At 64.3% G+C, this 13,336-nt stretch carries 12 protein-coding genes and 1 pseudogene; 1 reads left to right on the forward strand and 12 read right to left on the reverse strand.

The genetic code is table 11. The features are described from left to right. Positions 1 to 41: 41 nt before the first annotated feature. A complete protein-coding gene (locus tag M511_RS03215; RefSeq protein WP_010393179.1) occupies positions 42 to 815 on the forward strand; it encodes a hypothetical protein in 774 nt (257 codons plus the stop codon). Here M511_RS03215 and der read toward each other — a convergent pair. From der to M511_RS03275, 12 genes and pseudogenes are all read right to left on the reverse strand, one after another. Then, entirely contained in the window at positions 812 to 2,281 is a 1,470-nt protein-coding gene (gene der, locus M511_RS03220; protein WP_010393181.1) for a ribosome biogenesis GTPase Der, read from the reverse strand. The genes M511_RS03215 and der overlap by 4 nt on opposite strands. Beyond that, the gene (locus tag M511_RS03225; RefSeq protein WP_085501345.1) at positions 2,278 to 3,600 is read right to left on the reverse strand and encodes a PQQ-like beta-propeller repeat protein; all 1,323 of its coding nucleotides are present in this window, start codon (positions 3,598 to 3,600) and stop codon (positions 2,278 to 2,280) included. Before M511_RS03225 ends, der begins: the two co-directional genes overlap by 4 nt. A gap of 82 nt (positions 3,601 to 3,682) precedes the next feature. Next, positions 3,683 to 4,378 (reverse strand): tetratricopeptide repeat protein, encoded by a 696-nt coding sequence (locus M511_RS03230; RefSeq protein ID WP_085501346.1) that lies wholly within the window; start codon positions 4,376 to 4,378, stop codon positions 3,683 to 3,685. Between the two features lie 42 nt (positions 4,379 to 4,420). Continuing rightward, a complete protein-coding gene (gene rarD, locus M511_RS03235; protein ID WP_010393187.1) occupies positions 4,421 to 5,332 on the reverse strand; it encodes an EamA family transporter RarD in 912 nt (303 codons plus the stop codon). Positions 5,333 to 5,471: 139 nt separating this feature from the next. Further along, the gene (locus M511_RS03240) at positions 5,472 to 6,050 is read right to left on the reverse strand and encodes a DUF1203 domain-containing protein (RefSeq protein ID WP_085501407.1); all 579 of its coding nucleotides are present in this window, start codon (positions 6,048 to 6,050) and stop codon (positions 5,472 to 5,474) included. A gap of 76 nt (positions 6,051 to 6,126) precedes the next feature. Then, complete coding sequence (locus tag M511_RS03245; RefSeq protein WP_085501347.1) at positions 6,127 to 6,726, reverse strand: superoxide dismutase; 600 nt, start codon at positions 6,724 to 6,726, stop codon at positions 6,127 to 6,129. Between the two features lie 107 nt (positions 6,727 to 6,833). After that, the gene (locus M511_RS03250) at positions 6,834 to 7,289 is read right to left on the reverse strand and encodes a hypothetical protein (RefSeq protein ID WP_010393194.1); all 456 of its coding nucleotides are present in this window, start codon (positions 7,287 to 7,289) and stop codon (positions 6,834 to 6,836) included. A 60-nt stretch (positions 7,290 to 7,349) separates the two neighbouring features. Beyond that, positions 7,350 to 7,868 carry a sarcosine oxidase subunit gamma gene (locus M511_RS03255; protein WP_010393196.1) on the reverse strand — a complete coding sequence of 173 codons (519 nt, stop codon included), beginning with the start codon at positions 7,866 to 7,868 and terminating at the stop codon, positions 7,350 to 7,352. Next, entirely contained in the window at positions 7,861 to 10,791 is a 2,931-nt protein-coding gene (locus tag M511_RS03260; RefSeq protein WP_085501348.1) for a sarcosine oxidase subunit alpha family protein, read from the reverse strand. Before M511_RS03260 ends, M511_RS03255 begins: the two co-directional genes overlap by 8 nt. A gap of 89 nt (positions 10,792 to 10,880) precedes the next feature. Then, a pseudogene (locus M511_RS03265) lies at positions 10,881 to 11,192 on the reverse strand (sarcosine oxidase subunit delta); the annotation flags it as partial. Positions 11,193 to 11,478: 286 nt separating this feature from the next. Continuing rightward, complete coding sequence (locus M511_RS03270; protein ID WP_010393202.1) at positions 11,479 to 11,709, reverse strand: hypothetical protein; 231 nt, start codon at positions 11,707 to 11,709, stop codon at positions 11,479 to 11,481. Between the two features lie 157 nt (positions 11,710 to 11,866). Continuing rightward, positions 11,867 to 13,141, reverse strand: coding sequence for a sarcosine oxidase subunit beta family protein (locus M511_RS03275; RefSeq protein ID WP_010393204.1), 1,275 nt, complete (start codon positions 13,139 to 13,141; stop codon positions 11,867 to 11,869). Between the last annotated feature and the right edge of the window lie 195 nt (positions 13,142 to 13,336).

Genomic DNA, 13,336 nt, shown 5'->3' on the forward strand with positions numbered 1-13,336 from the left:
CCGGCGCGCAACTTCATGCGCGTTGGCGGCGTTTCCTGCTCATGTCGCGCGTGGGTACCTTGTTGCTGGTTCTGGCTGCGCTGGTCTTTATGGCCAGCACGGTCTTTCACGCCATGACGCCCGCGCAAGAAGGCGTGACACTGGCCGAGCGGGGCATTGCGCTGGCGGGCCTTCAGCGCCTCACCGAGCAGCCACAGCAAATGGATCTGCCGGGGCTGTTCCTGCAACCCGGGGGCCCTGGCATGGCCGGGCTGATGGTCGTGACCATGGTGGCGCTGGTCTATCACCTTGCCCGCTGTTTCGTTCTGCCGGGCCCGTGGCGGCAGGCCAGACGCAACGATGGCGGGGCCGTGCAGGGGCCACTGATCCTTGGGCTGGTCCTGGGGGCGATCTGGCCCTGGCTTTTGCCCGGACAGCCGGTGGTGGCGCTGGTACTGGCTGCCGCAATGCTGACGGCATTTCTTGCCGCGGCCATGCGCGGCGTCCGCAGCGAGGATGAGGTGCTGCACAGCTCGACCCTTGGCTTTATCGCGGGCTGGGGGATGCTGATCAGCTTTGCCGTTCTGGCGGGACTTTTGCGAGACGAGCTTGGCATCCCGCAAGAGATTGCCGCCGTAATCACCATGCTCATCGGCTCGGTCGCGGCGGTCAGCGTGCAACTGCGGCTGGGGCGCAGGACGGGTTTCAGCCTGGCGCTGCTCTGGGGGCTGATCTGCCTTGCCGGGGCGACGGTCACCACCGACGCGGTGATCGCCACCATGGCGGTGATCTCGATCGCCATCATCGCCGTGGCTATGGTGCGGGTGCTGACCTAAGCGCCCTTGGGCTTTTGCCGGTGCTTGTGTTTGGAAAGCGCGCCGGACTGATTGATCTTGTTCGCCTTGTCCTTGTAGGGGTTCTTGGACCCCTGATCGCGGAAGGTCAGCCGGATCGGTGTACCCGGCATGTCGAAATCCTGCCGCAGCCCGTTGACCAGATAGCGCGCGTAACTGTCGGGCAGTTTGTCGGTATGGGTCGCCATGATGACAAAGGCTGGCGGACGCGTCTTGACCTGAGTGATATAGCGCAGCCGAATGCGCCGCCCCCCCGGAGCAGGGGTCGGATGCGCCTCGGTCATCGCCGACAGCCACTGGTTCAGACGCGCGGTCGACACACGCCGGTTCCAGACCTCATGCGCGCGCAGGATCGCTGCATGCAGCCGGTCCAGCCCCTTGCCCGTGCGGGCCGAGACGGTGACCAAAGGCGCGCCCTTGAGCTGCGGCAGCAGCCGCTCGAACGCCTCGCGCAGCTCTTTGAGCTTTTCGGGCTTGTCCTCTTCGAGGTCCCATTTATTCGCGGCGACGACCACGGCGCGGCCCTCGCTTTCCGCGAAATCGGCAATGCGCAGGTCCTGCTGCTCGAACGGGATACCCACGTCCAGCAGAACGACCACCACCTCGGCAAAGCGCACGGCGCGCAGGCCATCGGCGACCGACAGCTTTTCGACCTTGTCGGTGACGCGCGCCTTTTTACGCATCCCCGCCGTGTCAAAGATGCGGACCGGCGTCCCCATGAACGTGGTACCGACGCTGATCGAATCGCGGGTGATCCCGGCCTCGGGCCCGGTCAGCAGGCGATCTTCGCCCAGAATACGGTTGATAAGCGTCGATTTCCCCGCGTTCGGCCGACCGATCACAGCGATCTGCAAAGGCTTGCGCTCTGAGGGACGCCAATCCTCGGCCTCTTCGTCACCATCCTCGACAGCGACATCGGTTTCGGGCGCCTGCTGGACGTTCTGGGCCTCAAACCCCTCGGCCAGCGGGACAAGGGCGCGGTATAGATCGTCCATCCCCTCACCATGCTCGGCCGAGATGCGCAGGGGTTCGCCCAGACCAAGGGCATAGGCCTCGATCGCGCCCGCCTCTCCGGCACGGCCCTCGGCCTTGTTCGCGGCCAGAATGACGTGTTTGGCGCGCTTGCGCAGGATATCGGCGAAATACTCATCCGCCGCAGTCACCCCGACACGGGCGTCGATGATGAACAGGCAGACGTCCGCCTCATCGACCGCGCGTTCGGTGAGGCGGCGCATGCGGCCTTGCAGGCTGTCATCTTCGGCCATTTCAAGTCCGGCCGAATCAACGACGATAAAGCGCAGATCGCCCAGACGCCCCTGCCCCTCGCGCAGGTCGCGGGTCACGCCGGGCTGGTCGTCAACCAGTGCCAGCCGCTTGCCGACAAGGCGGTTGAACAGCGTGGACTTGCCGACATTGGGACGCCCGACAATGGCGAGGGTAAAGGTCATCTGTATGCAATCAACTGGCCGCCATGGGTGACGACATAAAGGGTCTGGCCCGCCACAGCCGGCGCCGCCGCGGCCCCGCCCGGGATCTGGGCCGTGCCGATCAGCGCGCCCGAAGCGGGATCGAAGACGCGCAGATAACCGTCAGATGAGGCAAGGTAAAGCCTGGATCCTGCCAGCACCGGACCATAGTGGTTCCAGATCTTGTCCTGCTTGCGAACGATCTGTTCGGTAAAATAGGGCAGTTTCTGCGCCCAGACCCGGCCACCATTGGCCGCGTCCAGCCGGATCAGCTGCGCCTGATCGTTGACGAGAAAGACCGAATTGCCCGCTGCCAGAACAGGGCTCGCCGCGCCTTCGCGGGCGTGCCATTTCATCATGCCGGTGCCAAGGTCAAAGGCCCCGACCCCGCCCGCGCTGGTGCCAGCGTAGACAGTGTTGCCGACGATGACCGGATCGCCCGTCATGTCGCGGAAATACGAGACCGCACGGCCAAGCCGGGTTCCCCCGACGTTCGAGACCCAGCGCTGGCTGCCATTGCCGGTGTCGACGCCGATCAGGCCGCCGGTATTCGACGGGAACACCGCCGTATCACCCGCAACCGCCGGGGCCGATGCCCCCATGACGCCCGCCATGTCCTTGTTGTCAAAGCTGCGCCACAGCACCTTGCCGTCGCTGGCGCGCACCGCCCAGCCGGTCTGGTCGCGGCCGACGACATAAACGACGCCATTCGCCACAGTGGGCGCGCCGCTGATCGGCGCATCGACCCGCTGGCGCCACGCGACGCCGCCATTGCGGGTGTCCAGCGCAACCAGCTCACCATAACCGGTGGTCGCAAAGACCCGGCTGCCCTCGACGGCAAGACCGCCGCCCGAGACGCTGCGGTCGCTTTCGCCAGCAGGGCGCAGATCGACGCTCCACACCCGGCCCCCGCCGGTGGTTGTTGCAGTGACGGTGGACTGGCTGTCCAGCGTAAAGATCAGGCCGCCCCCCACAACCGGATCGGCGGTGATGCGGTGGCGCTTGCCCGACGGAGAGCCGATGGCGGCCGCCCAGACCCGTTGCGTCCCCGCCCCCAGCGCGACGTTGCCCGGCGCATGCGCAGCATTGCCAGCACGCTGGGTCCAGTCAGAGTTACCGCGCACCGGCGGCAGAGACAGGGCGGCTGTGGCCGGCGCCTGAGCTCCGTCAGCCACCGGTCCTTCGGGCGACAGCACCGCGCGCGGGTCCAGCCGTTCTCCGGGCAGGATGACCTCACGCTGCTGGCAGGCCGAAAGGACGGTCAGTCCGGCCAGGGCGGCGATCAGGGGCAGCCTCGTCATCGCGTTCTCCTTTATCCTGGCCGGGTGTCGAATCAGACCCGGCCGCGGGCACGGTGTTTCAGTTCGCCGGCAGGACCGGTCATTAATTTGCGGCGGGGGCCGGCACGGTTTGCGGCCCGGGACCCGCGTCGCGCTTGGGCTCGACGCCCAGGGTGATCATCATCTCGGACAGGCGGCGACGCAAGGGCTCGGACAGGCCATCCTTTTGCTGGATCTGGCCGATCAGGGTGATTGCGTCCTCTTTGCGGTCCGCGCCCATCAGCGCCACGACCTTTTGCTCAAGCGCCAGAAGCTCAAAGGGCGCGCCGGGCTTGGACAGATCGGCCAGCAGCCGGTCACGTTCGGCCGCGTCCATCGAGGGACCGGCGACCATCACGGCCTTGAGCAGCGCCAGATCATGCAGCACGGGATCGCCTGCCAGATCAGCCGCAACGGCCTTGAGACGCTCGGCAGCTTTTTGCGGCAGCCCGGCCTCGGCCTCGGCTCCGGCGGCCAGCATCTCGGACAGGGCCTTGCGGCCGGCCGAGCCTGCGGGATCAATGGCGGAAAGCGCCGTGATCGGGTCCTCGCCCTGACGGGCGGCAAGAACGGCATCGCCCCAGACCTGAGCCCTGGTTTCGGCCTGACGGCTGGAATATTCGTGCCAGGCTGCACCGCCGACGATCCCCAGAATCACCACCAGCGCAACCCAGCCATAGCGGCGGAAAAATGCGAACAGCCGGTCTCGGCGCAGGTCCTCGGTGACTTCGTCGATGAAGCTGTCGTTCTGATTGGCCATGTCGTCCCCGGATATATCCTGCGCGCTGTTCTATACGCGGTTTCACCCGTTTGCCAATGGCGGGACGCGACGCGACTGACGGAAGGCTGACAGGCTGTAGATCGCCAGCGCCACCCAGATGATCGCGAACGCAACCATGTGCCAGCGGGTGAACGGCTCACCAAACAGCAGCACCGCACACAGAAACTGCAACGTCGGGTTCAGATAGAACATCAACCCCAGCGTCGCCATCCCGACCCGCCGTGCGGCATAGCTGAACAGGATCAGCGGCACGGCCGTCACCGCACCCGAGCTGATCAGCAGCAATGAGGTCCACAGATCGGCCCCGAATGCCAGCGGCTGCGCCAGCGCCTCCGGCATCAGCCCGAACCCCTGTCCCAGCAGCCACAAAAGCGCAAGCGGCGTCAGCAGCGCCACTTCGGCTGCGACCGACAGCACCGGACCCAGCGGCAGAGCCTTCTTGATCGCGCCATAGGCGACAAAAGTCAGCGCCAGCCCAAGGCTGATCCACGGCGCGACCCCCAGTCCCCAGGTCAGCAGCACCACCGCCGTCACCGCAAGCAGCACCGCCACCGCCTGCGCCGCACTGAGCTTTTCGCCGAAAAGCAGCATCCCGACCACCACCGCCATCAGCGGAAAGATGTAATAGCCAAGCGAGCTTTGAACGACATGACCGGCCTGGATCGCCCAGATGAACAGGCCCCAGTTCGTGGAAACCATCAGTGCTGCCAGCGTGATGCGCCCAACCCAGCGCCCGGTCAGCGCCTCGCGCAGCGCCCCCAGCCTTCCCTGAACGGCAAGCACGATCAGAAACAGGACCAAAGACCAAAGGGTGCGATGCGCCAGCACCTCAACAGTCGGCACTCCCGAGAGCGCACGATAATAGATCGGCGACAGACCCCAGGTCACACAGACCGCGATCATCGCCCAAAAGCCCTTGGTCCAATCACTCATGCAGGAATCCTTTCGGTCGCCAAGCCATGCCGCCGATTCGCAACCGGGGCAAGGGGCCGCCGGATAACGTGTGGCAAGACAGCCAGGGAATCCGGTTCGTGACCTGGCCAAACCAGGTGCGTTGTACATGGCGGCCGGTTCAGGACGCCCTTACAATCCGGGTCTGAAAGCAATTGTTGCGCGCGGACCGGACATCAACAAAGCTGATGTCATCGCAGGCAAGCAGCTCTGCGGCATAGGAACTGATTTCGTCTTTGGCGACGATTTTTCCGGTCCCGTATCGGATTCGCTGATCGGCCGTATATCCTTTCAGCAGATAGTCCGGGCTTTCCAGCATCGGCGGCAGGCCGTCGCCAGCCCACGGCTGACACTCATCAGCGCATAGAAAGATCGGGCCTGTTTCGGCATAGGGCTGTAGTTCATCAAATGGTCGACAGGCCAAGATCAGCATCCCGGCGCCCTTGGGAATAAGCCCCGGACAATGTCGGCATGGATTGCCCTTACCGTCAGAGATCGTCCGCTCGGGCAGGCAACCATATGCATCGCGTCCCCCTGACCTCAGGGCCTTCACGTGATCGCTTGGCAAAGGAAGAAACGTTACCTTTTTCATTACAGCCTCCTGGAAGCAGACGTTAATCTTGCCCTTCAGCAGGCGTAAGGCACCCGGTTTCCTGCTTTTGAATGCTGACACCGACCGCATCGCGGTCAGCCAGAACATCAGAAACTTGCAACCGTGCTGCGCGATGGAAAAAGGCCCGCCAGATGGCGGGCCCTGATCCAATGTGGCGAGAGGTTCAGAGGCGCGAGGCCACGTTTTCCCAGTTCACCAGCTTGTCGAGGAAGTTCTCGAGATACTTCGGCCGGGCGTTGCGGAAGTCGATGTAGTAGCTGTGCTCCCACACGTCGCAACCCAAAAGCGCGGTCTGACCAAAGCACAGCGGGTTCACGCCGTTTTCGGTTTTGGTGATCTTCAGGCTGCCGTCGGCGTCTTTGACCAGCCAGGCCCAGCCCGAACCGAACTGGCCGACGCCGGCTTCGGTGAATTTCTTCTTGAAGTCCGCAACCGAGCCAAAGGATTCGGTCAGGGCTTTTTCAAGCTCGCCGGGGATCGCGCCGGGGTTCGGGCCCATCATTTCCCAGAACTGGCTGTGGTTCCAGTGCTGGCTGGCGTTGTTGAAAATGCCGTTCTGCGCCACAGCGCCCGACTGGTAGGTGCCCTTGACGATGTCCTCAAGGCTTTTGCCTTCCCACTCGGTACCCGCGATCAGCTCGTTGAGCTTGTCAACATAGGCCTTGTGGTGCTTGTCGTGGTGAAACTCGAGCGTTTCCTTGGACATACCGCCCGCGGCCAGCGCGTCGTGAGCATAAGGAAGGTCGGGAAGCGTAAAGGCCATTTCTGTATCCTTTCCAACGGGTTTGGAGTGATGTTCTGGCACGGATGGGAAACGGGGAAAAGCCCCTGCTGCCAGCTTAACGCCTGGCAGGCAGGCAAGTTCCTGCCTCATTCCGCGCCGGGAAAACCGCAAAATCCGGTTCCGGTCATGACGTTATCATAGCCCAGGGCCGTCGCCGTCACCATAGCCGTACCATCCGCCTTGCGAAGGTTCAACCTATAGTCCAGCCGCTCGGTCCGCTGACCCGAGGCGTTGCGCACCCCGGCAAGCGCCCAGCCATAGGTGCGGCTCTGCCGGTCGTCACCGGTAATGCGCGCCTCGGTCGGGCGGCCGACAAGACGCTTAAGGATCGGGTCAAAGACCTCGATCCGGCCCTCTTTCGGGCCAGAGGTCTGGCGGGTCAGCATGATGAACTCGGGCACCCAGCCGGTGCCGCTTTGATCGACGATCTGGCACATCATCACGATAGGTGCCTCTTGCGCGCGGTCCTGCGCGCTGGAGGCAGAGACCGGCATCATCAGACCGGCAAAAGCAAGGGCAGGCAGGAACGGGACGGAACGCATGGAATCAACCGGATGGCATCAGCCCACCATCCATACGCCGCCCCGCCGCGACCACAAGCCCTAGCGAGGGTCCAGCTGCGTGCCCGGCGCCGCCGCAGTCGTCAGAAGGTTGCGCAGATAATCGGCAACCGAGCGGAAGCCGATCAGCACATAGCCCTCGGGCTCACGCCAGATGCCGCAGGCGACCTGCGCGGCACGGGTACGGCGCAGCCCGTCCTCGGGCATCGAGGACAGATCCGTCGGGCACAGTTTCATCAGCACCTGACGGGCCCTGGCGCCATGGATGCGGAACACCGCGCGCATATCGCTGACGTCCAGAACCAGCGCGTGTTCGGTCGACAGCGCATCCCGCAGGGCGGCCAGCGTCCCGGCCACCTCTGAAAGCGGCAGGACCAGCAGCAGCTCATCCGGGGACATCCAGCCCAGCTTGCGGCTGCCGTCCGAGGTGACGCGGCCGCGCCCGGGCACGGCGAGCCCGGCTGCGCCGGCAATCGCATCGCCCGCGCGCTCCAGATCGGCGCGGATCTGGATCATGCCCCAGTCCTGGACCTGCGAAATCCTTGCCAATGCCTCAGCCATTCGCCCGGCTCCCTTCCTTGTCGTAGAACACCGGATCGACGATCCGCGCCTTGTAGCTTTCCTGACCCGCAACGGGGAATTCCAGCACCTCACCCATGCGGTCAGGTCCATGCCTGACCAGACCCATGGCAATCGGCCGGTTCAGCGTCGGAGACATATAGGTCGAGGTCACCCTGCCCTGCGTCTTGCGCTGACCATTCGCATTCACGCCCTCATCGACAGCATAGACGCCGTCGGGCAGCACCCGCCCGTCAACGCTTTCCAGGCCGACGAGCTTCCAGCGTTCGGGATCGGTCATGTGGCTGCGCTCTTGTGCACGCTTGCCGATGAAATCGGCCTTTTTCTTGCTGACCGCCCAGCCAAGGCCCAGATCCTGCGGGATCACCGTGCCGTCGGTTTCGTCGCCGATCATGATAAAGCCTTTTTCGGCCCGCATGATATGCATGGCCTCGGTACCATAGGGCGTAACGCTCAGGTCCTTGCCAGCCTCATGCAGCTTTTCCCAAAGCTCAAGCCCGCGGTTGGCAGGAACGGCCACCTCAAAGGACAGCTCACCCGAGAAGCTGATGCGATAGACGCGGGCCGGAATACCAGCAATCTCGCCCTCGGCCCAGCCCATAAAGGGCAGCGCCTCGGCAGACAGATCCATGCCGCCCAGCCGCTCAAGCAGAACGCGCGCCTTGGGGCCGACCACAGCGATCTGCGCCCATTGCTCGGTCACGTTGGCAGTCCAGACCTTCCAGTCCCACCATTCGCATTGCAGCCAGTCCTCCATGTGACCATGGATGCGCTCGGCCCCGCCAGTGGTGGTGTGGACCAGCCAGGTGTCCTCGCTAAGCCGCGCGGCGACGCCGTCGTCGATCAGAAAGCCGTTCTCGTTACAGATCAGGCCATAGCGGCATTTGCCGACCGGCAGTGTGGACATCATGCCGGTGTAGATCATGTCGAGGAACTTGCCCGCATCGGGACCCTTGACGATGATCTTGCCCAGCGTCGAGGCGTCCAGGGTCCCGACGCTGGCCCGCACCGCCCGCACCTCACGCGCCACCGCATCGGCATGGCTTTCGCCCGCCTTGGGATAGCAATAGGGGCGGCGCCAGTGACCGACCGGCTCAAAGAAGGCGCTGCGCGCCTCGTGCCAGCCATGCATCGGGGTTTTGCGCAGGGGCTGGAACAGCTCACCCCGCGCCTCAGCAGCGATGGTGCCAAGCGTCAGGGGCGTATAGGGCGGGCGGAAAGTCGTGGTGCCGGTCGCCGGGATCGGCTGGTTCAGCGCGTTCGACAGAACAGCAAGGCCGTTGATATTGCTGACCTTGCCCTGATCGGTCGCCATGCCAAGCGTGGTGTACCGCTTGGTATGTTCGACGCTGTGATAGCCCTCTTGCGCAGCAAGTTCGACATCCGAGACCTTCACGTCGTTCTGAAAGTCGAGCCACATCTTGAACTTCATCTTGCGCGTGGCCTGCTGCGGCATGACCCAGACCGGCATGATCGCCGCCTCGGCCTGCGCGCCGGTCAGCCCGGCGACCAGCAGATCGCCCGCAGCGGCACCGGCACAGCTTGCCATTGCCTTGCCGTCTGCCCCGGTCGGGGGACGGTTCGGGTCGGGGGCGAACATCGCCTGCGCGTCATTCCAGTTCAGCTTGCCGCCGCAATGGCTCCACAGGTGAACCACCGGGGACCAGCCGCCGGACATTGCCACGCAATCGGCGTCCACCGTCTCGGTCACATCGCCCGAGCCGGAATGGGCGCAGATCTTGACCGCCTCGACCGAATGGCCACCCTTGATCCCGGCGATGGCGCTGCCGGTCAGGACGCGCACGCCCCGGGCACGCACCGCCGCGGGCAAAGCACCCTCGACCGAGTTGCGCGCGTCGATCACCGCCGGCACCTCAAGCCCGGCCTCAAGAGCCACCAGCGCGGTGCGATAAGCGTCGTCATTATTGGCAACGACAACGATCCTGCGCCCCGGCGCGACGCCATAATCGTTGATGTAATCGCGCACGGCCGAGGCCAGCATCACACCCGGCACATCGTTGCCGGCAAAGCTTAGCGGCCGTTCAAGCGCGCCGGTCGCGACGATCACATGACCTGCACGGATGCGCCACAGGCGCTGGCGGGGGATGCCTGCGTTCGGGTCGTGATCGGCCAGCGATTCGCGCGCCAGCAGATAGCCATGGTCGTAAAGCCCGGTCGCCTGGGTCGAGCGGCGCAGGGTTACGTTCTGCATCCCCTGCAGCTCGGCTACCAGAGCGTCGACGTGGGACTGACCATCAGCGTGGTCGGTGGGGGTGCGGCCGCCGAAATGGGGCGTCTGCTCGACCAGCCAGACCGATTTGCCCTCGCGCGCCGCGTCGCGGGCAGCGGCCAGACCAGCAATGCCGCCACCGACAACAACGACATCCACATGGGCATAGGCCTGTTCGTATTTGTCGGGGTCGGCTTCGGTCGGGGCCTTGCCCAGACCGGCCGACCGGCGGATCACCGGCTCAAACACATGTTTCCAGAACGCGCGGGGATGGATGAAGGTCTTGTAATAGAACCCCGCCGGGAAAAAGCGATACAGCCAGTTGTTTACCGCGCCGATATCAGCGTTCAGGCTGGGCCAGCAGTTCTGGCTGGTCGTGACCATGCCGCCGATCAGCGGCGTGGTGGTCGCACGCTGGTTCGGCTCGAACCGGCCCGCCTGACCAAGGCCCAAAAGCGCGTTCGGCTCTTCCACGCCCGAGGCGATCGGGCCGCGCGGGCGGTGATACTTGAAGCTGCGGCCCATCATCAGCTGGCCATTCGCCAACAGGGCCGAGGCAATGGTGTCGCCCGCAACCCCACGCATCTGGCGCCCGTCAAAGCGGAAGGGCAACGGATATGCGCGATCAATCAGGCGGCCGCCGCGCGGCAGTCGGAAGGGTCCGGTCTCGGTCATGCTTTCGGGCTTTCGGCAGAGGTTTCGCCAGAGATGGCGGCAGGGTTGGAAGCAGAGCTTGCGGCAGCCGGTGCGCTATCCCAGTCGGGTTGCCAATCAGGGCGATGCACCCGGATGGCGGCAACGATTTCGTCCGTCGGATGCGGGGTCTGGGCACTGTAGGTGCCAAAGACCTGCAACGTTGCGGTGTCGCGGGCGGCAAGGAACCACTTGCCGCAGCCATAGGCGTGACGCCAACGCTCAAAATGCACGCCCTTGGGGTTCTTGCGGGCGAACAGATAGCTTTCAAATTCGGTGTCCGAGGACCCGGGGCCGACGCGCTTCAGATGCGCTTCGCCGCCCGGCTGCAACTCGGTTTCCTCGGCCGAAATGCCGCAATAGGGACAGGTCAGGATCAGCATGGGTCACTCCTTGGGCGGCAGGTCGCGCAGACAGGCCCGCGTCCCGGCAAAGGGCCGGACGCGGGTCATCTGTGTAATGGGCTGGGGGTTGCTGAAGCTTCCGCAGCCGACTGCGGGCGCGTGGCGCACCGGCAGGGCTTGCAGAAGGAAAGCAGGTTTGGTCAGCGCCGGCCCGGCGGCAAGGGTCGCAGCAGGACCCGGCCAGAACGCGCAGCAGGAAACCGAGGGACGAACCGCCCCCCGGCCAATGCAGGAAAAGGCGCCCCCTGGCGCCGGATCAGGCGCCTTAGTTCGTAGAAGGCGTCGCGGGTTCAGCCGGAGCCGCAGGCTCAGCCGGAGGTTCGACCGAAACAGCGCCGTCATCTGCGGGCGCGCTTTCGGACGAGGCTGCCGGTGCGGCAGGCGGTTCAGTCGCGGCCGGTTCGGTTCCCGAGGACACGAACCAGTAAATGACGACCAGCACGACGACGACAACGCCGCCGATGAGCCAGAGGTTGCTCTTGTTCTGTTCGGCCATGAAGAAAACTCCTTGGTCATGGTGACGTACTGAGACAATTCACCAGACAACGAAGAGTTTCCCAAGGCTTGGACGAAATTTTCTGCGCCGGCGCGGAATTTGGCAAGAATTGGCCCAAATTCCGCGGACCCCGGCAGGATCGCGCCCGGCATGAGCATTAGTGCGCCACCCCCGCGGCGACGCTTTCGTCGATGAAGCGGCCTTCGGCAAAGCGGTTCAGGCCAAAATCAGCAGCCAAAGGACCAGGCTGGCCCTTGGCGACCAGTTCGGCCATGGCCCAGCCCGAGCCGGGGATGGCCTTGAAACCACCCGTACCCCAACCGCAGTTGACGAAAATATTGCCCACCGGCGTCGTCGACAGGATCGGAGAGCGATCGCCGGTCATATCGACGATCCCTCCCCATTGCCGCAGCATCTTGAGCCGCGAGAGCATGGGGAAGGTCTCGATCAGCGCGCGCACGGTTTCTTCGACATGATGCCACGAGCCGCGCTGGGTGTAGTTGTTGAACCCGTCGGTCCCGCCCCCGATCACCATTTCACCCTTGTCGGATTGCGACAGATAGCCGTGAACGGTGTTGGCCATGATGACCAGATCACAGCAGGGCTTGATCGGCTCGGACACCAGCGCCTGAAGGGCAAGCGATTCGATGGGCAGGCGGAAGCCCGCCATCTCTGCCAGAACCGAACTGTGGCCCGCCGCGATCAGCGCCAGCTTGTCGCATTCGATCCGGCCTTTGCCGGTGTTCACCGCGACAACCTTGCCGCCGGCGGTCTCAACACCGGTCACCTCGCAGTTCTGGATGATATGCATGCCCATGGCCGAACAGGCGCGGGCATAGCCCCAGGCGACGGCATCGTGCCGGGCGGTACCGCCGCGTTCCTGATACAGACCACCCAGAACCGGATAGCGCGGTCCGTCGATATTGATGATCGGCAGCATCTCTTTGATGCGCTTGGGGGTGATCCACTCGGTCGCCACGCCTTGCAACTGGTTGGCATAGGCGGTGCGCTTGTAGCCGCGCACCTCGTGTTCGGTCTGCGCCAGCATCAGCAGGCCGCGCGGGCTGAACATGATGTTGTAGTTCAGATCCTGCGACAGATTTTCGTAAAGCTTCAGCGCCTTGTCATAGATCGCCGCAGAGGGGTCCTGCAGATAGTTCGACCGGATGATCGTGGTGTTGCGACCGGTGTTGCCGCCGCCCAGCCAGCCTTTTTCCAGAACTGCAACATCGGTGATGCCAAAATTCTTGCCAAGGTAATAGGCGGTGGCAAGGCCGTGGCCGCCAGCACCCACGATGATGACCTGATATTTCTTGCGCGGCTCGGGGCTGGCCCAGGCGCGCTTCCAGCCGGTGTGAAGCCGCATCGCCTCTCGCGCGATGGCAAAGACCGAATAGCGGCCGGTGCTGGAACTTGCGGGGGCAGCAGGCATGACAGAACCTCTTTCGACTCAATGACAGCAGAGTGAAACGGCAGCCGTTTTCGGGCAAGCCGGGTTGCGACGCGGCGGTTGTCAAAATGCGTCAGGGCGGGGCGCAGATCTCCCGTCGGGGCGCTGTATTTTTGTCGCAGTGCTTTGACTTTTTCCGCCCGGCGAAAACGGCTATCACCGGAACCAGCCACAAGG

The organism is Paracoccus sp. J56, assembly GCF_019633685.1.
Lineage (GTDB): Bacteria > Pseudomonadota > Alphaproteobacteria > Rhodobacterales > Rhodobacteraceae > Paracoccus > Paracoccus kondratievae.